Here is a 25,268-nt window from a genome sequence, read left to right as displayed (position 1 = left end):
CCCAGCGGTGTACTGTTCTTTTGGTCACCATGAACCGTTCGGCTACCTGGCGGATAGAGGTCTTACCTGCCAGATAAGCTGCCACGACCCTTTGCCGTAGATCCAAAGAATGGGTTGGCATCCCTTTCTCTCCTTCCTCTTGAAATCTGTACCCCATTTTAAATTAACAGGCTGTAGTGAGAGAAGCCAAGCTACTCAACGGAACACCAGGGCAGTACCAAGCTCTGAATGAGGCCATTCGTATCCGTTGAGTACAAGCAGTCGGGGTAGAAACTTTCACCTGACGGGATGGCCATCGCCTTCACCGGCGGCAACCAGGCAGGTACCTTTGCCTTGTACTGCAACGGCAAAGCCAGACAGCTTATCCTCGGCTCCAAGATCAACCGGGTGCGGGTGGTGCGCAGAGCGGACAGGTACTACGCCTAGTTCTGCCTCGACAGAGAGCGCTGGGCACAGGGCGAGTACACCGGCCAGATGGTGGGTCTCGACCTGGGGCTGCACCACTTCTACTCCGACCAGAAGGGGAACACGGTAGATTGTCCTAAGTTTTTGCGTCGGAATGAGAAGCGGCTGAAAAGACATCAACGCAAGTTGAGCAGGACATTCGTCAAGGGAGCTGAGCGGCAGTCCAACCCCTACCACAAACGGAGAAAGAGGTTGGGCAAGGTACACCTGAAAGTCCAGCGCCAGCGTAGAGACTGAGCCATGAAGCTGGGCCGGTACGTAGTGCTCGCCTCTGGCGTTGCGGAGCACTTTGTCTAACAACGTCGTGGCGTATGAGGATTTGCAGGTGAAGAACCACCGCCTGGCCAAGTCCATGCCAGGGATCCCCACACTGCTCCTGGTTCAAACAATGACACTCTCTAACGCCAGCCTAGAAAGCCTAGAAATTATTCATCAAATGATTGTTCGAATAGCGAGGGTGTTTTTTGGCACAAAACCCACTGCGATTCCTCGTCACGATAGTACTCTTTTTTCCAGATTGGCAGCCGATGCTTGATGGCATTGATGATGTAGCGTGTTCCAGCAAAGGCAGCAGCTCGATGGACAGCGGTAGTACCAACCCACACTGCGATGTCGCCAATCGCAAGATGGCCCTGACGGTGACAGGCGATAGCGCCACAGAGATTGAACTTAGAGCAGGCCTCCCGGAGGATCCTTTCGCCCTCCTTCTCGGCGAGGATTTCATAAACTTCGTACTCTAAGCTGAGAACAGTCCTTCCCCTGTTGTGATTGCGTACCCAACCCTCGAAGGTTACGAGGGCACCCGCTGTGCTATCGGCAAGTAAGCGGCTGAGCTCGGTTGTTTGGATAGCAGTATCACTAATCAAAAACCGCAGCATCTAACCTCCACAGACTGGCGGAATAAAAATTACGAAGGCATAGTCGTCAACCGGACTAGTTAGGTCACAAAATTCATGATTGACAGCAACTTTAATATCTTCCACTGCCAGCGGGAAGCCATACTTCGCCTTCACCTGCTGATACAACTCCAGGTAGCTTGCTGCATCGGTTTGGAGCACTTCTCTACTTCGTTGAGACTGCTCCCTCAGCATCGCCACATACTGGATAGTTACAGTTTTGGTCAGGGTAGACTGAGTTGTCATAGTTTCGATTACCTTGGGCTTAAAAGACGTTCAAAGGCAGCATACTCCTCTGGGGTATTGACGTTCATCAGTTCGGCCTCACAGTCAGGGGTAACTAGGGTACAGGGTTGGTCGCCGAGGACTTTAACAGGGCAGTATACCCCGGCTGCATAGGCAGCCCTCAGCACTGCTGCAGCCTGAGGAGTATAGATTGCACAGAGAGCCTCTGGAAAGCCAAGTTTGGGGTTAGCATAACAGGTCGCAACCGTTTCAGCTTGATAGTGCTCCAGTAGCTTTTGGATTGTCTTTGCTTGTAGATTGAGGAGATCGCAAGCAACAACTAACCAGTTAGCTTCGGGATGGGTGTTCAGGGCAGTCAGCAGACCACTGATTGGGCCAACGCTTTCTACTTGATCCGGCAGCGTGGGCAGCAACTCCAGTGGCGTGCTCAACCACTGACCGGCACGCGCTGATAGATAAACTCGCTGGCAGTAGGGTTGTAGCAATTCATAGAGATAGGCAGCATACGGTTTGCCAGTGTGGTTCAGCAGAGCCTTATCCCGGCCCATGCGCTTGCTCTGTCCCCCTGTAAGTACCAGACCGTAGAGAGGACGCTCCAGGAGGGCGTTTTTGCCGCCGGACTTGGTCACTAGGCGGGTCTCTCGAATACAGATGTGGGGTGACACCGACTTGCACATGTCGTAGATCGTCAGCGCCGCTACCGAAGCACCACAGAGGGCCTCCATTTCAACGCCTGTTTTGGCGCTAGTTTTGACGGTGCAGTGAACAGTTACAAGCAAACGATCATCAATTTTGATATCAAAGGTGCAGCTCTCGACGGGAATCTGGTGACAAAAGGGGATCAGTTGCTCAGTCTTTTTAACAGCCATAGTACCCGCGATAACTGCTGTCTGAAACACCACTCCTTTCTCGAGGTAAATATCTTGACCAACAATATATGTACTCAAAGCAGGCGGCAATTGAACTATTGCTTGAGCTGTCGCTACTCGCAAAGATGCAGATTTGTTACTGACATCCACCATCTGCGGTTGGCCCTGAGCATCAAGATGCGCCCATACACGATCAGCCTCACCCATAGATCTAGCCCCCTAAACTGTACATCGGATGTAAAACCTGCTCGACCCTGCGCATTGGCTTCATCCCTAAAAGCTGTTGGTAAATCTGTCGGCGTTGTGCTGGTGTCGCATCACGGATTGGCAAGCCGTTTTCGGTAAATAGGCAAGCAAAGAGACGTCCATCGGCGGTCAAGCGCCAGCGCGAGCAGGTGCTGCAGAAAGGTTGCGACTCGGAGGCAATAAATCCGATTTTGGCAGCCCCATCGACTGTGAAGTAGAATGCTGTAGAATCAGGTACCGTCGGCAGCTGGGTTAGGGTATAGCGTTCCTTTAGGCGAGCAATACACTCTTGTGCTGAAATGTAGCGCTCATCATAAATATGGTTGGCATAGCCAATCCGCATCAGCTCCAAAAAGCGAACTGTCACACCTGTCTCGCGAGCAAATTCAACAAAATCAAACAGCTCATGATCGTTGACGCCTCGCATCAGAACTGTGTTGAGCTTGATGCTAAACCCCTGAGCAATACCCTCCCGGATATTACGAAGAATATCGGCAAGGCAGTCTCGGTGTGTGATCCAGGCTTCAGTAGCAGGCTGAAGGCTGTCGAGACTGATGTTAAGATTATGAACATTGGCAGCTTTAAGGACATCCCAGTAGAGGTGCAACAGCACTCCATTGGTCGTGAGGCTGAGGGAGGGAATTTTCAGCTCAGCAAGCCCCTGCATGATTTCGGCAAACTCGCGCCGAACCAGAGGTTCGCCACCTGTGATACGAACTTCCTCGATGCCATAGTCCAGCAGCTCACCGATAATGTCTTTGTATTGCTGCGGACTTAGATAGCTGCTTTTGTCCATGAACTCAGGATACAGGGGCATACAGTAGCGACAGCGCAGGTTGCATTGATCGGTCAGGGAGACCCTCAGCTTGCGAATGCGGCGGTTCCATTGATCAACTAGTTGCATCCTAGTACCAGGGATAGAATAAAAAGACTTCGCCAGCCTTAAAGACCACTTGATCTTGGGGGAGCTCTACAAAGCCATCGCTGGTTGCCAGAGCAACAAAGTCGCCAGAGCTCTGAGGCATGATTAGTGTGAGGGCTTGGTTGCTACCAAGCTTGGCAGGTACAAAAAAAGTGAGATTAGGCTCAAAGGTAATGGTCTCACCCAGATAGCCGGAATAAACGGTGCGGTTCAGCAGATAGCGATGCAGACACACAAGAGCTGAGACAGGATTGCCTGGTAGCCCCCAGACAATGGTGTTAGCTTGATGATCAATGCCAAACCACATCGGCTTGCCCGGTTTTTGGGCGACACCGTGAATATAGCCAGTAACGCCACAATGTTGCCAAATTCGAGGTAAGTAGTCGCGTTTTCCCTTCGAGATACCGCCGGTGTAAATCAAGAGGTCATAGCTTTGGGTGTTAGTTTGGTAGTGGGCGATAATGCTAGCCGAATCATCGGGGATGTGGTCAATCTCGACCTCGGTGTAACCGTAGGCGAGGAGAGCAGCCCTGAGGGCGTAAGCGTTGGAGCATCGCAGTTGATAGGGTGTGGGGGTTCGCTCGATGGAGACCAATTCATCACCTGTGGCTACAAGTTTGACGCGGGGAGCTGCTTCGACTTGGACATGGCTGTAGCCGAAGGAGGCTAGAATGCCGATATGAACGCTCTTGAGGGTAATGCCGGGGTGGAGAACGAGTGCCCCTGCGATGCAGTCGCTGCCTTGTCGATGAATAAAATCACCTCTGCTGCGCTCAACTTCATAGGTGATGGTAGCGACTCCCCGCTCGATATGAATCTGCTCGTAGGGGACGACAAGATCGCTACCCAGCGGCAGGGGACAGCCGGTCATCACTTCGAAGCACTGCTGCGGGTCGGCCAGCGTGGCAGCGCTTACCCCAGCGGCAGCCATGCCCGCAACCCTAAAGCGGCGCTGCCCAGCGGCATAGGCAGCGTAGTTAATGGCAATGCCGTCCACCATGACGCGGTTAATCGGCGGGTAGTCACGATCGGCATAGATCGGCTCAGCAAGAACCCGGCCTGCGCACTTCGCGATTGGGATCGACTCGGTTCTAGGTGGCAGCCACTGGGCTTTGATAACGGCTTCAGCTTCTTGGACGCTGATCATAAGCGCTGAAAGTAAGGCCAACGAATGGAGTGTCCGAGTATGAGCTGCACCTACCCTAGCAGCGCTTATCTTGGCTCCAGGGTGAGGAGAATTCCTGAAAGGCAGGTACAAAGTTACGGTTTTCGTGCTTGGAGCAACTAAGCTTAATGAGGGCAAAGCGCTGCAAGGGCGTTAGCTTTTGCCACAGCTCAAGGGTCAGCACAACCCCCCTGGCTGCTGCTTGCTCAAGGACGCTGGCAGGGATTGCGGTGGCATCTTCCCAAGCCGGTTTTGGATCAACAGGCAGTTCACTAGCTTGTTCTTGGCAGACATTTTCAATAAGGTGAATCAGGTACTCGCGGTAGGCAGCACGGTCGGCAGCAGTATCAGTTGGTCGGTCAATCAAGCTTTGGCGCTGCTGACGACTAAAACGCAGCCACTGATGTAGTTTGAGTTTGATGCCACACTGATCCAGCTTCAAGCGCACAACCATAGGGATGCAGCGGAGGCTATCGGCAAAGTCTTGCTCGAACTGAAAGATCATCGCGTTACCCAAGACATAAAGTGGGCTTAGATTGACAGGGGTTCGATGCGACTAAGTCTGACGGCACAGGCTTTAAGTTCAGGTTGCTTCGAGCTAGGGCAGGCAACCGAGTGAGTGAGGGCATTGCAGGCGGTATCTTCACCCCACAATGGTCCCCAATGCATCGGCATAAATACCGTGCCGGGGCTGATCGCCCGAGTTATTTTAACCGGGAGGGTAGCCTTGCCTCGCCGTGATTCAACCCTTACCCAGTCGCCATCGGTGAGCCCTATCCTGTCAGCATCACGGGGGTGAATCTCGAGAAAAGGCTGGGGGTGCATTGCTCGAATTTTGGCTACATGGCCAGTACGGGTTTGGGTGTGCCAATGGCCATAGAGGCGTCCTGTAGTGAGGACATAGGGATAGTCGGGATCCGGTGGTTCGGCAAGGCCGTGTGAATGACTGGCGATGAAACGAGCGCGACCTGTAGGCGTTGGAAAGTGGTGATTGGTATAGAGGTTGCGGGTCTCGATTGGTCCAGTACGGGGATAAGGCCACTGTTGGGGGCCTTGGTGCAGGAGCTCATGACTGAGGCCAGAAAGATCACAGGGACGCCCAGCAGTAAGACCGACATATTCGGCAAAAACTGCTGCGCTATCGGCAAAGCTAAACGCCTTGGCAAAGCCCAGACGGCGGCCTACTTCCGCCCAAATTTCCCAATCAGCCCGTGCTTCACCGGGGGGATGACGCCACGCCGGACAGAGGGTAACGCGGCGCTCGGAGTTGGTCATGGTGCCCGTTTTTTCACCCCACTGAGCAGCAGGCAGCACCAGATGCGCGTAGGCAGTGGTTTCGGTAGGAAAGTAGGCATCTTGGACAATCGTGAAAGGCGATCGCGAGAGCGCTGCTGCTACCCGGTGCAGGTCGGGCAAGCTCACCAGCGGGTTGGTGGCAGCAATCCAGAAAACATCCAGGGCGTCAGCCTCCAGAGCGCGAATCATCCCGAGAGCATCGAGGCCAGGCTCAGGATTGATTGGGCCAAGCTGCCAATACTGCTCCACAGCAGCGCGATCTTCCGGGTTCGTAACCTTGCGATAGCCGGGCAAGAGGTGGGCCAAGCCACCCGCCTCTCGGCCGCCCATGGCGTTAGGCTGCCCCGTCAGCGAGAACGGCCCTGCCCCCGCAAAGCCTATTTGGCCAGTGAGCAAATGGAGATTGATAAGACTTGTAACCTTGGCAGTACCTTCGCTGGACTGGTTAAGCCCCATTGACCACATGGAAAGGATTTTCCGGGAGTGCTGCCAGAGTCGAGCGACGGCAATTACATCCTCAATTTCTATGCCGCAGCGACTAGCCACACGCGCAGGAGTGTACTCGGCCACCAGAGCTGCATAGGTCTCAAAGCCTTCGGTGTGTTGGGCAATGAAGTCGTGGTTGATGGCCCCCCATTGAATGAGTAGGTGGGCAATACCATTGAGCAAATCAATGTCGCTGCCTGGAGCAATCCCAAGATACAGATCTGCACCCTCAGCCGTCTCGGTACGGCGGGGATCCACAACCACCACCTTCAAACTCGGGTCACTCTTGTGGCGCTTGCGCAGGCGATTGAACAAAATTGGGTGGCACTCAGCGGTGTTGGTGCCGATCAAAAAGGCAAGCTCGCAGCTATCGAGGTCAGAGTAGCTACAGGGAGGGCCATCTGAACCCAAGCTTTGGCAGTAGCCCGCCACGGCAGAGGACATGCAAAGGCGCGAGTTGCTGTCAAAGTTATTACTGCCCAGGCAGCCCTTGAGTAGCTTTTGAGCAACGTAATAATCTTCAGTATGCAACTGCCCTGAACCATAGATCGCAATTCGCTCGGGGCGACTCTGGCGAATGCGCTCCACGATCAAATCCAGCGCTTGATCCCAGCTAATCGGCTGAAAATCATCGCGGAGGCTGGAGCGATAAAGAGGCACGGTGGCACGGTTGTGATCAAGGGTTTCGAGAAGAGTGGCACCCTTAACACAAACCATGCCTTGACTGGAGGGATGAGACCGATCCCCGCGAATTCTTGTGCCGCCAGCCAGAATTTCCAGGCCACAACCAACCCCACAGTAGGGACAGAGGCTACGCACGTTATCCATTGCTGATTCTCATCTGAAGCTGGTTTACTCCTCCTGGGCAAAGCGACGGTGGAGAAAGTCGAGGAATTTGTTGCTTGGGCTGCAAAGCTTGGGCGCCTCAGGGATCCCGACAGCCAAGCGGGGAAGGGTGCGTCCATGCTCAAGCCCTTAACGCAGGCCAATATAGGGGTGCCGCCTCCAGATCTTTGGTAATGTGTGCTACCGTTTGTTACCTATTATGCAGTTATGTCATCTTAAAATGCTCATTCAGATGGACGCAGGACACTCCCCTTTTCCAGAAGGGAGTAGCTTTGCCGCTCCTAATCCGCCGCCGAGCACGGCTAGTTGACACTCCCTCGACTGAAGTCGGGAGATTCTTAAGTAGCCCACAAACGGACTTGTAAAGGTGTTGTCAAACCGCCCCTAGACAGTCCCTCGAGGCAAAGCCCCAAAGTTCTGCTTACTTTTCTCAGTAGGTTAGCCGCAGCGTTAGCATCAGCGTTCACTAACCACCCTTTGGCTGTTTGGCACACTCCCCGCTTTATCCACTTCCCAGACGCTTGCCACCGGTCGGGTTTTTCACCGTAGTTGGGTAGCTCATCCCTATCCAAGAAACTTGCCTGGGAAGTGTACGCCTTGTCTACCTCAATGAACTCAATACCATAACGTCCTGTAAGAGACCACCACTCCCGGTTGAGGGCTGCTCTTCAACACAAAGCCAGTCAGGGCACACGCAGTTCACGGCGCAGGTGCCGGGAGCTGCTGCAACGCCTGTCTGGCAGGGAGAGGCGCTTTCAAGCGTGGGTGAACCACTGCATCTCCACTGGCGTCAGCGGGACGGAGTCCTTTGTGATTGCGCTTTTGGGGGCTGCCGTAAACCAGCCCAGAGGCCCGTGGTTGGCTTGTCAACTGCAGGGCTACCAAAAGCCCGTACTCTATACGTCAGCATGAGTGCGGGTAGTTTACAACATCCAAAAGGCCTTATCAGGTTTAAAGTGAGGAGTAACCCGACAAAGAGTGAGGCTTGACCATGACGCTGGCTCAGGAGGCAACTGCCCAAGTTCCCGCCTTTTGCGAAGGGATCCAATACTTTGGGGATCCCTGGCCGGAATTCGATCGCCTGGGCCAGGAACCTGCAGTGGATGCTGCCACAGGCAAGCTGCGGGATCCCGGCAGTCGCATGGCCGCCTACCAGACCTTGCTCTATGCCGATGCGCTGCGCTACCTCACCCTGCAGATGACCGCCAGCAAAGCCTCGGGCCACCCAGGCGGCTTTGCCAGCCAGGCGGAAGCCTATGCCGCTTTGGTGTACCTGGGCCAAAAGAACATCCCCACCGAAGTGGGCCACCACGCCCCCGGCTTCTACGCCGCCATGTTCTTGGATGGATCCCTGGCCGAGATGGGCATCCACACGGTCTCTGACTTGCGGGCCCGCTTCCGGGAACGGGAAGGGCTGTTGGGCCACCTTTCTGGCTACATCCCCGGCTTGCTGGCGCCGGCAGGGCCACTGGGGCAGGGGCAGCACTTTGCCATGGCCGGCGCCCTGCTCTACCCGGATCGCCTCTTCCCGGTCACCATCGGCGATGGGGGCCTGGGGGAGCCCTACGTGATGAGCTCCATGATCCACTTTCACACCGCCTTCCCGCAGCGCACCAACTTCCTACCGGTGCTGGTCTGGAACGGCTACAGCCAAGAGCACCACAGCATGATCTCCACCCTCGCCAACGCCCAGATGGTAGAGTACTGGCGGGGCAACGGCTTTGAGGAAGTGGTGCTGGTGGATGCCAAAGACTTCGACGATGCCCAGCAGCCTGGCCCTTACGTCGATAGCACCCAATTTTCTCTGAAAGCCCGCTTGGCTTTTGCCCAGAGGGTACTGACCGAGATGGAGCGGGCCATTCAGTCAGCTCTAAGCGGCCACCTGACGGTTTTCATCCTCAAGCAACTGAAAGGGGCGGGCGTGCACGCCAAGGGATCCAAATCCCACAACCTCTATGCCCACCACACCTTGGATAACCCCGACATCGTGGCCGCTCTGCAAGCGCGGGCCCTGCATCCGGCAGCTTGGGCCCTGGTGCGCCAAAACTGTGAACGGGCTGCTGGGGGGCCGGCAGCCAAGGTGGTGGTCACTGAGTCTGTCCGGCCTCTGCCGCCGCTGGGATCCCTCAACTTAACTGAGTTCCCCCTCGGCGATAAGCAAGTCTCCACCACGGCCATCGGCACCCTGGTGGTGCAGGTGGGGCAGAAAGATCCCGACTTTCTGGTGGCCAATGCCGATGGTAACGAGGCTTCCGGCATCGCCAACGTCAACCAAGGTCTCAAAGTGATCCACCCCACGGCGGATCCCCTCTACAACCAACAGCCCCAGGGCCAGGTTTACGAACCCCTTAGTGAAGATGCCTGCGCTGGCCTGACAGGGGGCCTGGCGCTCTTTGGCGGGCGCTCCCTCTGGTGCTCCTATGAATCCTTTGCCGTCAACGGACTGCCCATCTGGCAGACGGTAACCCAGGCGATGGCGGAGCTGCGTCGCCCCACCCCTGCCGCTATTGCCCTCTTCACAGCTGGAGCATTGGAACAGGGACGCAACGGCTGGACCCACCAACGCCCGGAAATCGAGGCCTATCTAGCGGCCATGATGCGCAACGGCAACATCTTCCCCCTCTTTCCCCCCGACGCCAACTGTGCCCAAGCCGCCTACGAGTGGGCCTTATCGACCTTCAACAAAGGGATCCCGATCTTTGCCAGCAAAACCCCCCTGCCCATCCGCACCACCCTGGAACAAGCGCGCCAAGCCGTGGAGCAGGGCTGCACTGTGCTGCAGGAACTGCCTGGATCCCGCACTGTGGTCTTTGCTGTGGTGGGGGATATGATCCTCCTGCCAGTCTTTGCGGCGGCTGACCAGCTCCAGGCCCAGGGGATCGGCAGCAAAATTGTCTCTGTGGTCAGCCCTCGCCGTCTCTATCGCCCCAGCGATATAGCCTGGTCCACCTGTGCCCAACCCGATGGAGAGTTCATGTCTGACCAGGAGTTTGCCGCCTGGTTTGCCGGCGAAGCCCTTATCGGCGTGACTGGCGGATCCAGCCTGATGTTGGAGCCCCTGTTGTTGCGCTACACCGGCCCGCGCGATCTTTTTGCCTGGAAACGCGGCGAAACCACCGCCACTCCTGCCGAACTCATGGACTACAACGGCCTAACGGCCCAGGCACTCGCAGAGAGGGCAAAGCAACTGCTAGACTGAGGGGCACATTGGGATCCCTTCAGTCTATGACCAGTGCTATCCCCCTCCGAGAGAAGCTTGAGAGGATATCCCCCACCGAGGGCAAGGAGCAAGTCATTGTCCAACATTTCGCTATCCCCTTGCTCCATGAGCTAGGCTTTGGAGACTTGGAGATTAGGCCTGAGTTTGAAACAGGGTGCGGAGAAGTAGACTTTGCGGCTAGAAAAAACACACAACATACAGACATCTTCTTCAACTCTAGGAAAAACCCATACCTTCTCTTGGAAGTTAAGTCCAGGACAGTCAATCTTAGTGAGGGATCCGCTGCCTGTAGAGATGCAGTAGATCAAATAAAAAGGTACTTGCTTGGAGAGCATTGCAAATCAGCAAGGTGGGGAATAATCGCCAATGCAAATTACATCCAGCTCTGGAGGAGACACGGGAAGGTTGTTCACCCTGTTACAGCAAACCTTGCTATCAACCTGGATAACATTGAGAACATCGTGCGTGATTTACGAAACAAGCTAGAAAACTACGAGCGCGCTTTGACCATATGTGTGTACAACAATAAAGGAGGTGTGGGAAAAACAACAACGGTTATTAACCTTGCAGGAGCATTAGTATCTAAAGGAAAAAAAGTCCTAGCTGTTGACTTTGACTCCCAAGGAGATTTGACAAGAAGCTTGGGAGCTACTCCTGGAAAAGTTACACTAACGCAGTGTTTAAAGGATCCCAGGATAGACGTCCACACGATTGTTCAGACATATAGGCTCAAGACACCTAAGGGAATAGTTTCCGTCTTCAACCTCATCCCAAGAGACTCTGAGCTGGAGAAACTGACCGACAGCGAAAATGCAGCCTATATCCAGAAAGGAACCAGGCGCCTTCGGGATCTGCTTGCCCCCCTTCGTCATGAGTATGACTACATCCTAATCGACTGCCCAACTCAATGGCTTTACTTTAGCCAAAGTGGACTTTTTGCTGCTGATGTTGTTTTGATACCTACCCGACCTGATGATCTGTCTTCTTTGAGTAACGCTGTTAGAGTAATCACCAAGTTTATTCCGGCTACTGTTGAATCACGACATGACGGAGGACCCATCGCTTTGCCTATCTTTTTTAATGGTGTCTCTTCGGGAAGTCAACACACTATTCAACTAGCGAACGAAGAAATACGAAAGTTTATCAACCAAGAAGAAAATGTATGCTTAGTTTCGTATTTCTGGCCGCGTTTTAAGAAGGGCAATGAAGACAAAAGCATTTTTAAAATACCCGACTATACAGTGATATCTTCTGCCACTTTTGCTCGAATCCCTGCTGTCTTTAAGTACAAGAAAGTTTTAGAATACTACCAAAGTCTCGCCGGCGAGTACTTTATCGATGAGTGAGTTTTCCGATCTCGGCAAGCTGGTTAACTTACCCCTTGAGAGCATCATGCCTGCCGAGGGGTTTTCTGCTCCCTCTTTCCTGGTTACTGCAGCAGCTGCTCAGTTAAGGGCAACAGGAGGGCACAATTGGGTGCCGCTGCTGGTGGTTGAGGCTAGCGACTACCAGTACAAGGCCATTGGCAACCATTTTGTCTATGCAGTTGCTCAAGAAGCCGGGTTGGAGAGGCTGTGGTGTATTATTGTTGACCCAGCCCCGGAGCAGGTGGAGCAGGCCCAAGTTCTCACTAGAGAAATGGTTCCGAAGGTAAATTTGACGGAGGCTTCTAGGGAAACTATCTTGGCTGCGCTGAGATACCTGGCCGAGCAGCCCGGCACCCCCCTCAAGGGAGTTGATGTAACCATTGCAGCCGCGCGAATTGCAGAGGCCGATAGGAGCTGGTGGCAGGATCTAACTCCCATAACCAAGCTAGGATGCAGAATTACGCGAGGCAAAAAATTAGATGCCCTAAAAGAAGTTTTTTTTCTAACTCCTACAGCGCCGCCTCCCAGTAAGCAGAAATCGTCCAAAAAATCCACAGCATCTGCCAGTGCCAAGAAAACAAGCTCAACTCGCTCGCGGAAAAAGACAGAGGGAGAGAGGGGCTAGGGATAGCGCTCCGCGTCGCCGGCGCGTTCGCGGCAGCGTTGCGTAGCAACAACGGCGCGACAAAAAACCTTTCATTGCTATTTGAATTGAATTAAATAACTATAACTCTCAAACCCATTTCATCTTCATTCAGCCTTCATTCAGCAAAGGGTTCAATTCTGCGGCTAGGATGCGGATAGCTCGCTCCTGGCAAAGACAAACCACTCAACCTGCAGGTACTCGACAAAGGGTTGAGCCACTCACTTCCGTATGGAAAGGTTCCCCTTCCTGGGGAAAATCTTCTCGGAAATGGGCCCCTCGGCTTTCCTCTCGCAGCAGCGCCCCCTGTGCCACCAGGCGAGCGAGCAAAAGTAGACTGCCGGCCTCCGCCTCTTCCCGGCTGGCCCAGGGCTTCTCCTCTAGGGGCAGGGCTTCTGCAAAAGCCAGAAAAGCTCGCAGCCGCTCGCCCTCCCGCACCACGCCCAGGGCTTCTCCCACTTGCGGCTTGAGCTTGGGGAGAAGAGAGGGTGGCGCAGTGAGCACAGGTAGTGCCTGGGGCTGCCGAGGTGGGCCTTGTAAATCTTGCAAGGCGGCCAGAGCGGCCCGCTTGCCCATGACCAGCCCTTCCAAAAGGCTGTTGGAAGCTAGGCGATTGGCCCCATGCAAGCCCGTGGAAGCCACCTCCCCCGCTGCATAGAGGCCCGGCAGGCCGGTGAAGCCGCCAGCGTCGGTGCGTACCCCACCCATCACGTAGTGAGCCGCAGGAGCGACCGGGAGAAGATCTGTTGTGGGATCCAGCCCCAAGGCGCGGGCAGAGGCGACGACGGTGGGAAAGCGTTCCTCCAAATGCTCAATGCTGCGCAGGTCGAGGTAGACCGCCCCCGTCCGCTGCCGCTCCCAGAAAACAGCCTGGGCCACCACATCCCGCGGCGCCAGCTCGCCCAGCTCCGCATAGCGAGGCATAAAGCGCTCCCCCCAGGCGTTGAGCAGAACCGCTCCTACCCCTCTGGCTGCCTCGCTCACCAGTGCCCCATTGGACAAGGCCGTAGGGTGAAATTGCACAAACTCCAGATCCCTCAAGATGGCTCCGGCCCGCCAGGCCAGCACCATTCCATCGCCGCTGGCCCCCGGTGGAGCCGTGGAGATGGGAAAGAGGCTGCCAAATCCTCCCGTAGCCAGGAGAACCGCCCCGGCCTTCACCTGTACCGGCCCTTCAGGGCCGAGAAGCAGGGCTCCCGCCACTCTGTCTCCCGCCAGCAAAAGGCTGAGAGCCGTGTAGCCCTGCAAAGGCAGCCTGCTGAGACGGCCCAACAGTCCTCTGAGCAGCCACAGCCCGCTGCGATCCCCCCCCAGGTGACGCACCCGTGCCCGCGAGTGGCCTCCTTCTCGCACCGGCTCGGGATGGAAAGGCAGTCCCCAAGACAAAAGTTTCTCCAGGTGAAAGGGCGCTTCCTGCAAGATGGAGCGGGCCACCTTTGCTTCCACCAGGCCGCGGCCTGCCTGCAGGGTGTCCTGGAGATGGGCCGCCACATCCGTCGCGTCCAGAGGAAAAGCCACCCCCCCCTGCGCCCAAGGCGTAGAGCCAGAGGGCAAGGGATCCTTGCTCACCACCAGGGTTCTTGCTCCCTCAGCTTCCGCCCACAGGGCTGCGTACACTCCCGCCACCCCGGCTCCCAGGATCAGCAGATCCGTTTCCCATCGCGATAGCGCTGCAGTTCCCGACAGACCCTCTTGCAAGGGCGGCACGTAGTCCTTGCGCTTCACCTCTAGGCCCCGGCAGGGATCGCCAGCATGGCCAAGATGGACTTGCGGGCCTTCTCGGCCACCGCCTCCGGCACCCGGATCACGGGGCGCATCTCCAGCAGGGAGCGGCGGATCTTCTCCAGGGTGATCTTCTTCATGTACTCGCAGACGGCATCCGCCTTCACAGGGATGAACGTCTTGTCGGGGGCTTCCTTCTTCAGGCGGTGGAGAATGCCCACCTCGGTGGCGACCACGAACTCCCGGCAGGGCGAACTCTTGGCATGGCGCACCATGCCCTCGGTGGAAAGGAGCTTGGCATCGGGTTTGAGAAACAGACAACTGGAGCCACAACTGCATTCGGGGTGAATGAGGAACTCTGCCCCAGGATGCTCTTCCACCATCGCCTTGAGGTGCTCTTCCCGAATGCCGACATGCACGTGGCACTCGCCGGGAAACAAATCCAACTCCCTGCCTGTCACCTGCGCCACGTGGGCCCCCAGGAACATATCTGGCACAAAAAAGATGGGGCGATCCGGGGGCAGGCTGGCCACCACTTGAACCGCGTTGGCGCTGGTTACGCAGACATCGGCCAGGGCCTTGATCGCGGCGGCAGTGTTGACATAAGCCACCACCAGGCCTTCTGGGTTGGCCTCTTTCCAGCGCAGCACATCTTCGGGGCAGATGCTATCGGCCAAGGAGCAGCCCGCCTCCAGATCCGGCAGCAGCACCGTTTTTTCCGGGTTGAGGATGGCCGCCGTCTCAGCCATAAAGTGGACGCCGGCAAAGACGATGACCTGGGCGTTGGTCTTCTGCGCCTCGCGAGCCAGTCCCAAAGAGTCTCCCACAAAGTCCGCCACCTCCTGCACTTCGGGGAGCTGATAGGAATGAGCAAGAATAACCGCCTGTCTCTCCTGTTTGAGCTGAGCAATTTCCCGGACGGTCGCAGCAGCGTTGCCTCGCAACAGGGTTTCTCCTTCCATTACTTCCTAACGGTTTTGTTCCTCTGTGAGCTGGAGCGGAGCACTTTTTGGGCAGAGCATAGCTCCCGCAGGTGGTCAACTCCGCTTTGGAGAAGCATCTGAGCCGGCAAGAGAAGCCTTTCGTAACAGCAGGACGGAGCCGAGCCCAGGTTGTCTTCTCAAGCTAGCATCAAAAGCAGTGCCCCGCGAGAGCGTGTCTCAGGGCGGCACCACCAGCAAAGAGAGATCCAAGGCCTTGGCGGAGTGGGTGAGCGCCCCGACGCTGACGTAGTTCACGCCTGCCTCGGCAACTTGCCGGGCCCGTTCCAGGTTCATGTTGCCGCTGGCCTCCAGAGGAACCTTGCCGCCCACCCGTTGGACGGCGGCCCGAGTTGCTTCCAGGGTGAAGTTATCCAGGAGGATGAGATCGGCGCCTGCCGCCAACGCCTCTTCCAGTTCTTGGAGATCCCGCACCTCGACCTCCACCTTGAGGTGGTGGGGAGCGCCTTCCTTGGCCCGTTTGACGGCTGTCAAAACCCCCCCCGCGCCGCGGTCGCAACAGAGTTGCGTAGCAATGATGTGGTTCTCTTTGATCAAGATGCCGTCGAAGAGGCCAAAGCGGTGGTTTTTGCCGCCCCCTACTCGTACTGCATACTTCTCCAGGGCGCGTAGGCCAGGGGTGGTCTTACGGGTGTCCAGAAGCTGGGTTGAGGTTCCTCGGAGAGCTTCTACATAGGAGCGGGTGAGCGTGGCAATGCCGGACAGCCTTTGGAGAAGGTTGAGCGCCAGCCTCTCCCCCGCCAGAATCCCCCGCAGGGATCCCTTGAGATGAGCTACCTCTTGGCCAGCAGCTACTGCGGCCCCCTCTTCCACCCAAGGGGTGAACTCTACCTGGGGATCTGCCAGCCGGAAGACTTTTTGGGCAATCTCCAGGCCCGCCAGGATCCCCGGCTCCTTGGCCAAAATCACCGCCTCGCCCTTCAGTCCTGGGGGCAGGGTCAGCTCTGTGGTGAGATCGCCGTGACCCAGATCTTCCCGCAGCCAAGCGCGAAGGATCTCCTCAGGCAAGTCAACTTTGTCCATTGTTTTAGCTGGTGGGGGTAGAGCTGGTTGTATGAGACGGCTTTGCCAGGATCTGATACAACTTTTGCCCTAGGGGGTGTTTTGCCGCGTTTCCTCTGCCGGGCTGGGCGCCGTATCCGGCTCTTGGGCGAGGGCAGAGTCCTCAAGGCTGGGAGCGGTTTCTTGCTCCTTAAGAGGAAGCTGGGCGGCAACAGGCTCTGGGGCAGAAGGGGAGGGCGCAGTCGGGATCGCGGCTTCTTCTTCAGGAGCAACCGCAGGTGGCTGGGCAGCTTCTTTTTCTTTTTGCTGTTCGTAGCGCCTGCGTTTGTTGCCCTCGTCCACCAGCACGTACACCAGACTGAGGAGAGAGAGCCCCGCCGTTCCGACTAAAACCCAAAGTAAATTGTTGTCTATGGTCATGGGTGAGCTCCGTCAAACGCTGCTGCCGGTGGAGGAACATTGCTCCTTAAGGCTCGATCTTACCGTTGAAGCTGCTCTGCCAATCTGAAAGATCCGGAAAGATGGAATTCATGAGTTGTGTGCCTCATGCGTTATCTCAAGTTCTACAAGCCCTACGGTGTGCTCACCCAATTTACCGACCAAGAGGGGCGGCCTACGCTCAAGTCTTTTATCCCGGTGCCCAGGGTCTATCCGGTGGGTCGATTGGATCGCGACAGCGAAGGGCTGCTCCTGCTGACCGATGATGGCATCCTCAATGCCCGCTTGATCGATCCCAAGTTCGGCCACGAGCGCACCTACTGGGTTCAGGTGGAAGGGATCCCCACCCCCCAGGCCCTACAACAGTTGCAACAGGGGCTGATCATCCAAGGGCGAAAAACGCGCCCGGCCCAGGTTAAAGTCTTGGCCGAGGAACCCAACCTGCCGCCACGGGATCCCCCCATTCGCTTTCGCCGCTCCATCCCCACCACCTGGCTGGAACTGACGCTGCGGGAGGGTCGCAATCGACAGGTGCGCCGCATGACTGCCGCTGTTGGGATCCCAACTTTGCGGCTGGTTCGCGTTGGACTGGGGCCGCTCTCTCTGACGGGGCTTGCTCCCGGCCAGTGGCAGGATCTCAGCGAGGCAGAACTGGCTCAGTTACAGCAATACTGTTTCTAATCACCAAGCAGTTGTTGTTTTTATCAAGTTGTCTTTATCAAAAAGTTGGGTCTAAAACTCCAGGCTTTTCTTGGTTTTGGATGTATGGTCATTTCCAACCGGATTAAGACACTTCGCCGCCAATCCAACTCCTCTCCCGACCCTCTCTCCCAAGGGGCGAGGGGGAGAAGACTCAGAACCCTCTCCCTCTGGGAGAGGGCAGGGTGAGGGATCAACGAGGGATCAATTTGTAGTCCATTTAGCACAAGGTCAGTTACCCAATAGCGATGTTGCCCTCACCCCCGGCCCCTCTCCCAGAGGGAGAGGGGAGTTAGAGCGGCGCGTAGCAATGTAGAGAAACGTTTCGTTGCTATTTGAAATGACTATAATTTGAGATCATGAAAGCTTGATAAAAGCACAGTCTCTACTCTACAAACCAATAGAGGCGAAACTCAGCCGACCTACTGAACAGACGGATCCATTTGGCTGGGGAAAAGACCCGGCTAGCATCGAAGCCACCCCTCTGCTGCGCTTATGGACTTGCCGAAAACTCTGCTTGGGGAGATCCCTCTCTACCACCATGAGTCCGTTCTGACTGAAGAGGTGGTGGCCTATCTGCAACCAAGGAGTTCGTCCCGCGAACGGCAGGGCGGCACCTTTTTGGACGTGACGGTGGGAGGGGGTGGACACAGCTTGGTGCTGCTACAAAGAGGAGCAGAGCGAGTGGTGGGGCTGGATCGGGATCCGGCAGCTCTGCGGGCGGCCCAGGCGCGTTTGGCCGCAGCAGGGATCCCCGACAGTTGCCTCCGACTCTGGCACCTCAACTTTGCCGATTTCGATCTGCAGCAGCACGGCTTTCGGGATGAGCAAGGGCAGGGGATCCCCTTCGATGGCATCGTGGCCGACCTGGGGGTGAGTTCGCCACAACTGGACTCTCCTGAGCGAGGATTTAGCTTTCGCCGGGAGGGGCCGCTGGATATGCGCATGGATCCCGGTGCTGATCTGGAAACCGCTGCCGATTGGGTCAATCATCGCCCGGTGGAAGACTTGATCGACATTTTCACCCGCTATGGCGAAGAGCGATTTGCCCGCCGCATCGCCCACCGCATCGAACAGTCGCGCCCCCTTTTCACCACCACCCAACTGGCCCAGGTGGTTTGCCAGGCGGTACCCCCGGCAGCGCGGCGAGGCCGTATCCACCCGGCCACCCGGATCTTTCAGGCGTTGCGCATTGCCGTAAACCGAGAACTCGAGGCTTTGGAAACCTTGCTGGCTCAGGCTCCCACTTGGTTAAAACCCGGCGGCAGGTTGGCCGTGATCAGCTTCCACAGCCTGGAAGATCGCCTGGTGAAATGGGCCTTTCGCACAGATCCCCGCTGGCAGGTGCTCACTCCCAAACCCGTGTGCCCTTCCGAGCTGGAACAGCAACGCAATCCGCGTGCCCGTTCTGCCAAACTGCGAGTGGCTGCCCGCCGAGCGGCGCCGTGATTGCCCTCCACCTCGCCTGGAGGTTTGATTTAGCACCCTGCGTCTCATCGTGGAAAGCTGCTGCAGATCGGATAGAGTGGGTCGGAAAAGGACTCCGTCCCGCTGGCGCGAACGGCAGCGACCCATTGCTAGCGTTGTGACGTTGGCACTTGGTGTGTGTGAGGTTTGAACTCTATGATCAGCCAGCCTTTGAACACAGGCCGTGGCCGCCGCCCTTTTCCACTGCAGAGCAAAACCGCGACCTTGCCTGCCCGCCGCCACCCAAGGACGGTTGCCCACGCCAGCAAAGTCAGTCGCCCCCAGCCCTTAAAATCGGCTCATCCCCACAGTCGGGATCCCGTCTGGAAAAAACATCTGGTCAGGTGGCAACAGATCTCCACAGGCATGGCCATTGTCTCGGGGTTGGCGGTGCTGGGCCTCTACAGTTGGACTGTGCATACCCAAAGCCAATGGAGCCAGCGTTACCAGGTGTGGCAGCAGATGCAGCGCAACGAACGGCAGTTTCTGCTGGCTCAAGAATCCATCGCCAATGCTCTGCGGGAAGTTGCCGACCGCTCCGACATGGTGCCGCTGGTGCCGGAGCGGATGATCGAGGTGCCTTTCGCCTCCCCTGGCCCAGTTGAACCCCATCCAGGCCACCAGGCCGCGCTCCGCGCCGCTAGCCCGACCGAAAAAGCCCCGCCCTTTTATCCGGTTGGGTACTAGTCCAACGGATCCAATCGATAGCGGCTGAGCCAGTGATCCAAATGCACTTCCTCCTCATCCAGCAGTTGGGCGTTGATCAACCCCCGTTTAAAAGCAAGGCGGATGGCGCGGGCCCGCAGGCTGAAGGTGGTTCCCCACTCGTCGCTCTCGATTTGGTCGTTGCTCACTTCTAACTTGTCGTAGAGGTTGCGCAGGCGGTTGGTGACCCCTCGGCGGGACAAAAAGCGCCGTGCGGCAATGGCCTGGTCGGTGAGGCCGAGGGCAATGTCCACCAACACCTCATACTCCGCATCGCTGAGACCCGTAATTTTGTTTTGTGAACGGGAATCGACCCCGCGCACTTCCCGATCGATCACGCATTGCTCGTCCTGCACCACCGCTTGGATGGCGCTGACCAATTTTTCATCGGTGCAATTTTTCAAAAGGTAACCATAGACGGTTTGCGGGGGCACAATCTTGTGCAGCTCCCGCACATAGACTTCATCGGCAAAATGCGACCAAAAAATGATGCGTGTGCTGGGGCACTCTGACCACACCTGGCGGGCCACCTCGATCCCGGTCATCTCGGGCATGCGAATATCCATCAACACAAAGCTGGGGTGGTGCTGACGGTAGAGATCCAGCGCCTCTCTGCCGTTCGAGGCTGTGTACACCGGGCCAAATTCAGGCAAATGTTGCGTCAGTAGGCTGTGTACATGCTGACGGTAAAGAACGTCATCTTCAGCAAGGAGGGTACTCACAGGTCTTTGTCAGGGCTACCGGATGTTTTCTGTCTGTTCATCTCCTAACCCACACCTACGCGGGAAGACAAGGTTCTCTTGAGCAGTACCCAAGGGATCCTGTTACCGGCTGTGGTCGGGTGCTAGCGCTGGTCTAGGCTGTTTCTGGGGCAGAGGCCAAAAACGCCTCGATTTCAGGGCGCCGGGGCAAGCTGGGTTGGGCTCCCGCGCGGGTTACGGCCAAAGCAGCGGCGGCATTGGCAAAGCGCAAGGCTTCCCTCAGGGATCCCCCGGCAGCCAGACAAGCGGCCAACGCCCCACAAAAACCATCTCCGGCAGCAGTGGTATCCACCACCTCTACGGGATGGGCCGGCCAATGGCCCCTTTCTTCCCCATCGGCCCAAACGAACCCTGCCCCTCCCAAGGTGAGGATGACGGTTGGGATCCCCTGCTTCTGCAATTCTTGAGCCACCTTTTGAGCTTGTTCCGGCGTTTCCACAGGAGACTGGGCAAGGTCGGCGGCTTCGATTTCGTTGAGCACCAGGTAGCGAACCTGGCGCAACAGGGATCCCGGCAAGGGTGCGATGGGCGCAGGATTGAGCAAAATGGGGATCCCCTGGGCAAAGGCTTGTTCTGCTGCAGCCTGCACGGTGGGCAGAGGAATTTCCAGTTGCAGCAGAAGCAGAGACACCGGGGTAAAGGGAGGCAAATGCGCTGGCAAATAGCGACCATTGGCGCCAGGGCTGACCACGATCCGGTTTTGCCCGCTTGCATCCACGGTGATGAGAGCCACGCCGCTGGGCCCTTCCAACTGCCTCAGGTGACGGGTATCGACGCCGTTTTGCTCCAGGTTCTCTCTCAGCAGGCGGCCAAACCCATCCGATCCCACCGCCCCCCACATCTCCACTTGGGCTCCTGCTCGTGCCGCTGCCACCGCCTGATTGGCCCCCTTGCCGCCAGGGTAGGTGGCGTAGTCGGATCCCAGCACCGTTTCGCCAGGGCCGGGATGGCGGGGCACCTGCACCACCAAATCCATGTTCAAACTACCCACCACTCGGATTGGGCCTGCCATCGGGTTTGGGGGAGAATCCTGTCGGCAAAGCAGAAGTCTTTGACTCTTGGGCAGCTATTGTATCAGCCGCCGGTTTGGCCGGGGATCCCGTTAACAATACCCCACCACGTGGCAAAGGCCATCGGGAGGGATCTGAAGGTTGACGATCCCGACTATCCTGGTAGGCGTTGACCAAGGGGGCAGGCTGATGTTGCTGACAACCACAGATGTGCTGCAAGGTGTGGAGATCGAGCGCTACCTGGGCATCGTCACCGCCGAGGTGGTCTACGGCAGCAATGCCTTGCGAGATTTCTTTGCCGGCATCCGCGATATTATTGGCGGGCGCACGGGAGCCTACGAGCGCGTCTTCGAGCAAGGCCAAAAAGAAGCCATAGAAGAGCTGGAGCGGCGAGCCAAACGCCTGGGGGCAGATGGCGTCATCGGCATCGCCATCAACACCGACACCATCAACATCGATCAAACCGGCGTGCTGCTGCTCATCACCGCCACCGGCACTGCCATTAAGCTCCGCTGAAGTTCTGGGGGTATGGTCGTTTCAAATAAGATTTAAGACACTTTGCCGCCAGCCCCTCTCTCTGAGGGATGACCCTCACCCCCAGCCCCTCTCCCAAGGGGCGAGGGGGAGAAGACTCAGAACCCTCTCCCTCTGGGAGAGGGCAGGGTGAGGGATCAATTTGTAGTCCATTTAGCACAAGGTCAGTTACCCAATAGCGATGTTGCCCTCACCCCCAGCCCCTCTCCCTCAGGGAGAGGGGAGTTAGAGCGTTGTGTAGCAATAACGACTTAGAGAAACGTTTTGTTTGTAGGTGTGGCCGGCAATGCAGCTCTGATGAGAGTTTCCTGTCGCTTCAATAGAAGGGTGTCCTCAGGCTAGGCTTTCCATCACCGCCTCGTCGATCTCGAAATTGGCGTAGACATTTTGCACATCGTCCAGGCTATCCAGACGTTCCATCAAGGTGAGCACCAGCTTGGCGGTGTCGGGATCCCCCACCTGAACCTCATTGGATGGGATCCAGCGGATGGCGGCATCTTGCACTTGGCAGCCCTCTTTTTTCAGATACGTGGCCACCTGCTCGAGCAAGGAGTAGTCGCAGTATACTTCTGCGCTGGTTCCCTCCACCTTGAGGTCATCGCCCCCTGCTTCTGCCACCGCCAGCAACAGGGCTTCGGGATCCGCCACGTTCTCCAGGCTGATCACCCCTCGCTGTCGGAACATCCAGCTCACACAGCCGGCTTCTCCCAAGCTGCCGCCGGTTTTGTTGAAAGCTTCTCGCACCTCGGCAGCCGTGCGGTTGCGGTTGTCGGTCATCGCCTCGATCAACACCGCTACCCCGCCGGGGCCATAGCCCTCGTAGCGAACTTCTTCCAGGGGGCTGTCATCGCTCCAGTTGCCGGCTCCCTTGGCGATGGCCCGTTCGATGTTCTCGCTGGGCATCCCCGCCGCTTTGGCTTTCTCCACCGCCGCCCGCAACTGAAAATTCCCATCCGGATCTGGCAAGCCGCTGCGAGCCGCCACGATAATGGCCCGCGAAAGTTTGGTAAATAGGCTGCCCTTTTTGGCATCTACACGGGCCTTTTGCCGTTTAATGTTGGCCCATTTGCTGTGTCCTGCCATGCCGCCGACACCGATCCAGTCAAGCCATCAACCGAGGGGATCCCTCCTAATTTTGAAGCCTAGATCACGGCGACCCAGGACTCAACCCCACCCCAGCTCCAACGGCAACAGACTGAGGGCAAAAATGGTGGGATCCCTCTCGACCCAGAGGGCATTTAAAGCGAGCAACCCCCTCAAGGCCGAATGGGCTGCCGTTCGATCACACCCCCCGGCGGCGGTGGAGCGGCTGGGGTTTCTTCAGGGGTAGGCGTTGCCACAGGAGCTGGGGGCAGAGGGGGCACAGCCTCTCCGGGTACAGGCCCAGGTGCGGGCGTGGGGGTTGGGGATGGAGTGAGAAAAGGCGTCACCTGGGGCAGCAGCTCGGCGTAGAAAATCGCGTCTTGCTCTGGCCCCAAGCGACCCACTTGCCAACGGTGACGGGGAACAAACATCGTTTGCAACAGCACTTCTCGGCCAACAAAAGCGGGAGTTCCCGAAAAGACATAGCCATCGACGATGACCCGATTGAGATCGGGCCGAGTTTGAAACACCCGATCCACCTCCCGCCGCATCTCAGCATCCAGCCGCCCCAGCAGAGTTTCCAGAGTATCTTCAGGGCCAATCGGCACCCGCACCGCAAAGCGATAGCCTTCGCAGCGATAGTCGCCACAAATCTTGACCAGCTCGTTACGCACCCGGATTTGCGCCCCAGGATCGATGTTGCGCTCCAGCACAAAGACTTCCTCTTGCGGTTGCTGCTCGACCGGTTGAGCCCAAGTTGGCGGTTGACTTGTCCATCCTGCCCAAGCCAGGGATCCGAAAAACAAGCCAAGGCTCCAACCCAGACTGCCCTGCTGAGCGTGGGGTGAAAAGGCGGGATCGCGATCCGGGTTCGGGCTATTCATAAGCGTTAACCGACATCAGGATGGCTATCGCCAACTCTACCCGACATTGGCCCAGCAGGCACTAGGCAAGGAGAAAAATCAGTTTCAAGATCAATTCAAGATCAAAATGAGAGCAGGCGAACGGCGTCCTGGTCAGCAACGGATGTGCTGTGGCGGAGAGTCTGAGGCAAGCTATAGGGAATAAGTACCTGTTTTCCCCCAACAACTAACTTTTGCTGTTGATGCAAACGCTTTGGCAGGCCATTGCTCAGCACCTTTCGCAAGCGACAGGGGATCCCATCCAGCCCCTGCAGTATCGTCCTGTGGGCGGGGGCAGCATCAACGCCACCTATCGGTTTTCCTGCGCTCTCCAAAACCCTCTTGCAGAAGGGTCGAGAGACTACTTCGTCAAATTGGCCCGTGGGGGAGAGAGGGCGCTGGAGATGTTTGCGGCAGAAGCGGCGGGCTTGCAAACCCTGGCGGCTGCCCACGCCATTCGGGTGCCTCGACCCATTGTTTGGGGATCCGCAGGAAGCCAAGCCTACTTGGTGCTGGAGTACCTGGAGCTAACCTCGCCCCGTCCCCACACGGCCAGTCTCTTGGGATCCCAGTTGGCCCAGTTGCATCGCACCTTGTCTCCCAACGGGAGCTATGGCTGGGATCGCGACAATACCATCGGCTCCACGCCGCAAATCAACAGTTGGCGGCCAAACTGGCCGGACTTTTATCGGGAACAGCGGCTGCTCTACCAAGTCAAGCTGGCCTGCCAACGGGGATACCGCGGCTCGTGGGTGGCCCAAGCCGAACGGGTGATGGCGAAGCTGGAAGCGTTTTTTCAGGACTATAGGCCGGAACCCGCTCTGCTACATGGAGATCTGTGGGGGGGCAACTACGGGGCCTTGGCCGATGGATCCCCCGTGATCTTCGACCCAGCCGTCTACTACGGGGATCGGGAGACAGATCTGGCGATGACAGAGCTGTTCGGCGGTTTTCCGCCGGCGTTCTATCAGGCTTATCAGCAGGCCTATCCCTTGAACGAGGGGTATCCCCACCGCAAGCCTCTCTACCAGCTCTACCACTGGCTCAACCATCTCAACTTGTTCGGAGAGGGCTACCTGGGCTCGGTGCAGCGCGCCCTGCAGCAATGCCTGCACTTTCTCGAATAGGGTCAGTTATAGTCAGGTGTATGGTGCTTGTAGGTATAGAATTTATTTCCTCGCACTTGTAATCCAATTGCACTCGATTCCGGAAAAAGTGTAACTTTAACGTAAGGTGCGGAATTCCCCACCGTCTATACGGTGGGGATGGATAGCACC

26 protein-coding genes and 1 pseudogene are annotated in these 25,268 nt (G+C 57.0%); 11 read left to right on the top strand and 16 right to left on the bottom strand.

Features of this window, described 5'->3' with window-relative positions; translation table 11 throughout:
* A partial coding sequence (locus NW826_RS11305; protein ID WP_414510175.1) for a helix-turn-helix domain-containing protein occupies positions 1 to 121 on the bottom strand: 121 nt, incomplete at its 3' end.
* Between the two features lie 167 nt (positions 122 to 288).
* On the opposite strand from NW826_RS11305, the gene NW826_RS11300 reads away from it, so the two are divergent.
* Positions 289 to 426: a hypothetical protein gene (locus tag NW826_RS11300; protein ID WP_414335724.1), complete on the top strand. Its 138-nt coding sequence runs from the start codon at positions 289 to 291 to the stop codon at positions 424 to 426.
* A 48-nt stretch (positions 427 to 474) separates the two neighbouring features.
* The gene (locus tag NW826_RS11295; RefSeq protein WP_414335723.1) at positions 475 to 702 is read left to right on the top strand and encodes a transposase; all 228 of its coding nucleotides are present in this window, start codon (positions 475 to 477) and stop codon (positions 700 to 702) included.
* A 188-nt stretch (positions 703 to 890) separates the two neighbouring features.
* Here the strand turns inward: NW826_RS11295 and NW826_RS11290 are convergent, their stop codons facing one another.
* From NW826_RS11290 to NW826_RS11260, 7 genes are read right to left on the bottom strand one after another with little or no spacing between them, the layout of a single operon-like run.
* Complete coding sequence (locus tag NW826_RS11290; protein WP_414510174.1) at positions 891 to 1,343, bottom strand: molybdenum cofactor biosynthesis protein MoaE; 453 nt, start codon at positions 1,341 to 1,343, stop codon at positions 891 to 893.
* Positions 1,344 to 1,607, bottom strand: a complete 264-nt coding sequence (locus tag NW826_RS11285) for a MoaD/ThiS family protein (protein ID WP_414510173.1) — start codon at positions 1,605 to 1,607, stop codon at positions 1,344 to 1,346.
* Positions 1,608 to 1,615: 8 nt separating this feature from the next.
* The gene (gene moaC / locus NW826_RS11280; RefSeq protein ID WP_414335717.1) at positions 1,616 to 2,683 is read right to left on the bottom strand and encodes a cyclic pyranopterin monophosphate synthase MoaC; all 1,068 of its coding nucleotides are present in this window, start codon (positions 2,681 to 2,683) and stop codon (positions 1,616 to 1,618) included.
* 4 nt (positions 2,684 to 2,687) lie between these two features.
* A complete protein-coding gene (gene moaA, locus NW826_RS11275) occupies positions 2,688 to 3,626 on the bottom strand; it encodes a GTP 3',8-cyclase MoaA (protein ID WP_414372613.1) in 939 nt (312 codons plus the stop codon).
* Between the two features lies 1 nt (position 3,627).
* The gene (locus NW826_RS11270; RefSeq protein ID WP_414510172.1) at positions 3,628 to 4,791 is read right to left on the bottom strand and encodes a molybdopterin molybdotransferase MoeA; all 1,164 of its coding nucleotides are present in this window, start codon (positions 4,789 to 4,791) and stop codon (positions 3,628 to 3,630) included.
* A gap of 55 nt (positions 4,792 to 4,846) precedes the next feature.
* Positions 4,847 to 5,314 carry a nitrate reductase associated protein gene (locus NW826_RS11265; protein WP_414335726.1) on the bottom strand — a complete coding sequence of 156 codons (468 nt, stop codon included), beginning with the start codon at positions 5,312 to 5,314 and terminating at the stop codon, positions 4,847 to 4,849.
* A gap of 26 nt (positions 5,315 to 5,340) precedes the next feature.
* Entirely contained in the window at positions 5,341 to 7,419 is a 2,079-nt protein-coding gene (locus NW826_RS11260; protein WP_414510171.1) for a molybdopterin oxidoreductase family protein, read from the bottom strand.
* Positions 7,420 to 8,070: 651 nt separating this feature from the next.
* Between NW826_RS11260 and NW826_RS11255 the strand changes: the two are divergent.
* From NW826_RS11255 to NW826_RS11240, 4 genes and pseudogenes are all read left to right on the top strand, one after another.
* Positions 8,071 to 8,349 (top strand): annotated as a pseudogene (locus NW826_RS11255) (hypothetical protein); the annotation flags it as partial.
* 79 nt (positions 8,350 to 8,428) lie between these two features.
* Positions 8,429 to 10,636 carry a phosphoketolase gene (locus NW826_RS11250; protein WP_414510170.1) on the top strand — a complete coding sequence of 736 codons (2,208 nt, stop codon included), beginning with the start codon at positions 8,429 to 8,431 and terminating at the stop codon, positions 10,634 to 10,636.
* Positions 10,637 to 10,662: 26 nt separating this feature from the next.
* On the top strand, positions 10,663 to 12,003 hold the full coding sequence (locus NW826_RS11245) for an AAA family ATPase (protein ID WP_414510169.1): 1,341 nt from the start codon (positions 10,663 to 10,665) through the stop codon (positions 12,001 to 12,003).
* On the top strand, positions 11,996 to 12,649 hold the full coding sequence (locus NW826_RS11240) for a Rho termination factor (RefSeq protein ID WP_414510168.1): 654 nt from the start codon (positions 11,996 to 11,998) through the stop codon (positions 12,647 to 12,649). The genes NW826_RS11245 and NW826_RS11240 overlap by 8 nt, the downstream gene beginning before the upstream one ends.
* A 204-nt stretch (positions 12,650 to 12,853) precedes the next feature.
* Here the strand turns inward: NW826_RS11240 and NW826_RS11235 are convergent, their stop codons facing one another.
* The 4 genes from NW826_RS11235 to NW826_RS11220 form a co-directional block, all read right to left on the bottom strand.
* Positions 12,854 to 14,392: an L-aspartate oxidase gene (locus NW826_RS11235; protein WP_414510167.1), complete on the bottom strand. Its 1,539-nt coding sequence runs from the start codon at positions 14,390 to 14,392 to the stop codon at positions 12,854 to 12,856.
* Between the two features lie 2 nt (positions 14,393 to 14,394).
* On the bottom strand, positions 14,395 to 15,351 hold the full coding sequence (gene nadA, locus NW826_RS11230) for a quinolinate synthase NadA (RefSeq protein WP_414348821.1): 957 nt from the start codon (positions 15,349 to 15,351) through the stop codon (positions 14,395 to 14,397).
* A 198-nt stretch (positions 15,352 to 15,549) separates the two neighbouring features.
* On the bottom strand, positions 15,550 to 16,413 hold the full coding sequence (gene nadC / locus NW826_RS11225; protein WP_414368824.1) for a carboxylating nicotinate-nucleotide diphosphorylase: 864 nt from the start codon (positions 16,411 to 16,413) through the stop codon (positions 15,550 to 15,552).
* 69 nt (positions 16,414 to 16,482) lie between these two features.
* Positions 16,483 to 16,812, bottom strand: coding sequence for a hypothetical protein (locus tag NW826_RS11220; RefSeq protein WP_414510166.1), 330 nt, complete (start codon positions 16,810 to 16,812; stop codon positions 16,483 to 16,485).
* 126 nt (positions 16,813 to 16,938) lie between these two features.
* Between NW826_RS11220 and NW826_RS11215 the strand changes: the two genes are divergently transcribed.
* The 3 genes from NW826_RS11215 (at position 16,939) to NW826_RS11205 (ending at position 19,683) form a co-directional block, all read left to right on the top strand.
* The gene (locus NW826_RS11215; protein WP_414335608.1) at positions 16,939 to 17,511 is read left to right on the top strand and encodes a pseudouridine synthase; all 573 of its coding nucleotides are present in this window, start codon (positions 16,939 to 16,941) and stop codon (positions 17,509 to 17,511) included.
* Positions 17,512 to 18,024: 513 nt separating this feature from the next.
* Positions 18,025 to 18,978 carry a 16S rRNA (cytosine(1402)-N(4))-methyltransferase RsmH gene (gene rsmH, locus NW826_RS11210; protein WP_414336010.1) on the top strand — a complete coding sequence of 318 codons (954 nt, stop codon included), beginning with the start codon at positions 18,025 to 18,027 and terminating at the stop codon, positions 18,976 to 18,978.
* Positions 18,979 to 19,152: 174 nt separating this feature from the next.
* Complete coding sequence (locus NW826_RS11205) at positions 19,153 to 19,683, top strand: hypothetical protein (RefSeq protein WP_414336012.1); 531 nt, start codon at positions 19,153 to 19,155, stop codon at positions 19,681 to 19,683.
* Here the strand turns inward: NW826_RS11205 and NW826_RS11200 are convergent.
* Together NW826_RS11200 and rbsK are read right to left on the bottom strand one after the other, a co-directional pair.
* The gene (locus tag NW826_RS11200; protein WP_414336014.1) at positions 19,680 to 20,423 is read right to left on the bottom strand and encodes a response regulator; all 744 of its coding nucleotides are present in this window, start codon (positions 20,421 to 20,423) and stop codon (positions 19,680 to 19,682) included. The genes NW826_RS11205 and NW826_RS11200 overlap by 4 nt on opposite strands.
* A 133-nt stretch (positions 20,424 to 20,556) precedes the next feature.
* Positions 20,557 to 21,474, bottom strand: coding sequence for a ribokinase (gene rbsK, locus NW826_RS11195; RefSeq protein WP_414510165.1), 918 nt, complete (start codon positions 21,472 to 21,474; stop codon positions 20,557 to 20,559).
* A gap of 187 nt (positions 21,475 to 21,661) precedes the next feature.
* Here rbsK and NW826_RS11190 point away from each other — a divergent pair, with 187 nt between their 5' ends.
* Entirely contained in the window at positions 21,662 to 21,988 is a 327-nt protein-coding gene (locus NW826_RS11190; RefSeq protein WP_414368823.1) for a YbjQ family protein, read from the top strand.
* A 351-nt stretch (positions 21,989 to 22,339) separates the two neighbouring features.
* On the opposite strand, the gene NW826_RS11185 is transcribed toward NW826_RS11190, so the two are convergent.
* Complete coding sequence (locus NW826_RS11185; RefSeq protein ID WP_414336113.1) at positions 22,340 to 23,089, bottom strand: YebC/PmpR family DNA-binding transcriptional regulator; 750 nt, start codon at positions 23,087 to 23,089, stop codon at positions 22,340 to 22,342.
* A 173-nt stretch (positions 23,090 to 23,262) separates the two neighbouring features.
* A complete protein-coding gene (locus tag NW826_RS11180) occupies positions 23,263 to 23,973 on the bottom strand; it encodes a hypothetical protein (protein ID WP_414510164.1) in 711 nt (236 codons plus the stop codon).
* A 221-nt stretch (positions 23,974 to 24,194) separates the two neighbouring features.
* Between NW826_RS11180 and NW826_RS11175 the strand changes: the two genes are divergently transcribed.
* Positions 24,195 to 25,118: a fructosamine kinase family protein gene (locus tag NW826_RS11175; RefSeq protein WP_414510163.1), complete on the top strand. Its 924-nt coding sequence runs from the start codon at positions 24,195 to 24,197 to the stop codon at positions 25,116 to 25,118.
* Positions 25,119 to 25,268: the final 150 nt, after the last annotated feature.

This window comes from Synechococcus sp. OH20, assembly GCF_047502685.1.
In the GTDB taxonomy this organism is placed as follows: Bacteria; Cyanobacteriota; Cyanobacteriia; order Thermostichales; family Thermostichaceae; genus Thermostichus.
Note: the sequence above shows the minus strand (reverse complement) of the source record. Positions and strands in the feature narration are given on the sequence as shown.

What these genes read in the sequence shown, in the direction of transcription:
- NW826_RS11270 (WP_414510172.1), bottom strand. Translation starts at nt 4,791, where the DNA reads ATGATCAGCGTCCAAGAAGCTGAAGCCGTTATCAAAGCCCAGTGGCTG.
- NW826_RS11260 (WP_414510171.1), bottom strand. Translation starts at nt 7,419, where the DNA reads ATGGATAACGTGCGTAGCCTCTGTCCCTACTGTGGGGTTGGTTGTGGC.
- NW826_RS11205 (WP_414336012.1), top strand. Translation starts at nt 19,153, where the DNA reads ATGATCAGCCAGCCTTTGAACACAGGCCGTGGCCGCCGCCCTTTTCCA.
- NW826_RS11265 (WP_414335726.1), bottom strand. Translation starts at nt 5,314, where the DNA reads ATGATCTTTCAGTTCGAGCAAGACTTTGCCGATAGCCTCCGCTGCATC.
- NW826_RS11185 (WP_414336113.1), bottom strand. Translation starts at nt 23,089, where the DNA reads ATGGCAGGACACAGCAAATGGGCCAACATTAAACGGCAAAAGGCCCGT.
- NW826_RS11300 (WP_414335724.1), top strand. Translation starts at nt 289, where the DNA reads ATGGCCATCGCCTTCACCGGCGGCAACCAGGCAGGTACCTTTGCCTTG.
- NW826_RS11180 (WP_414510164.1), bottom strand. Translation starts at nt 23,973, where the DNA reads ATGAATAGCCCGAACCCGGATCGCGATCCCGCCTTTTCACCCCACGCT.
- NW826_RS11295 (WP_414335723.1), top strand. Translation starts at nt 475, where the DNA reads ATGGTGGGTCTCGACCTGGGGCTGCACCACTTCTACTCCGACCAGAAG.
- moaC (WP_414335717.1), bottom strand. Translation starts at nt 2,683, where the DNA reads ATGGGTGAGGCTGATCGTGTATGGGCGCATCTTGATGCTCAGGGCCAA.
- NW826_RS11245 (WP_414510169.1), top strand. Translation starts at nt 10,663, where the DNA reads ATGACCAGTGCTATCCCCCTCCGAGAGAAGCTTGAGAGGATATCCCCC.
- nadC (WP_414368824.1), bottom strand. Translation starts at nt 16,413, where the DNA reads ATGGACAAAGTTGACTTGCCTGAGGAGATCCTTCGCGCTTGGCTGCGG.
- NW826_RS11240 (WP_414510168.1), top strand. Translation starts at nt 11,996, where the DNA reads ATGAGTGAGTTTTCCGATCTCGGCAAGCTGGTTAACTTACCCCTTGAG.
- NW826_RS11215 (WP_414335608.1), top strand. Translation starts at nt 16,939, where the DNA reads ATGCGTTATCTCAAGTTCTACAAGCCCTACGGTGTGCTCACCCAATTT.
- nadA (WP_414348821.1), bottom strand. Translation starts at nt 15,351, where the DNA reads ATGGAAGGAGAAACCCTGTTGCGAGGCAACGCTGCTGCGACCGTCCGG.
- NW826_RS11220 (WP_414510166.1), bottom strand. Translation starts at nt 16,812, where the DNA reads ATGACCATAGACAACAATTTACTTTGGGTTTTAGTCGGAACGGCGGGG.
- rsmH (WP_414336010.1), top strand. Translation starts at nt 18,025, where the DNA reads ATGGACTTGCCGAAAACTCTGCTTGGGGAGATCCCTCTCTACCACCAT.
- NW826_RS11175 (WP_414510163.1), top strand. Translation starts at nt 24,195, where the DNA reads ATGCAAACGCTTTGGCAGGCCATTGCTCAGCACCTTTCGCAAGCGACA.
- rbsK (WP_414510165.1), bottom strand. Translation starts at nt 21,474, where the DNA reads ATGGCAGGCCCAATCCGAGTGGTGGGTAGTTTGAACATGGATTTGGTG.
- moaA (WP_414372613.1), bottom strand. Translation starts at nt 3,626, where the DNA reads ATGCAACTAGTTGATCAATGGAACCGCCGCATTCGCAAGCTGAGGGTC.
- NW826_RS11190 (WP_414368823.1), top strand. Translation starts at nt 21,662, where the DNA reads ATGTTGCTGACAACCACAGATGTGCTGCAAGGTGTGGAGATCGAGCGC.
- NW826_RS11290 (WP_414510174.1), bottom strand. Translation starts at nt 1,343, where the DNA reads ATGCTGCGGTTTTTGATTAGTGATACTGCTATCCAAACAACCGAGCTC.
- NW826_RS11285 (WP_414510173.1), bottom strand. Translation starts at nt 1,607, where the DNA reads ATGACAACTCAGTCTACCCTGACCAAAACTGTAACTATCCAGTATGTG.
- NW826_RS11250 (WP_414510170.1), top strand. Translation starts at nt 8,429, where the DNA reads ATGACGCTGGCTCAGGAGGCAACTGCCCAAGTTCCCGCCTTTTGCGAA.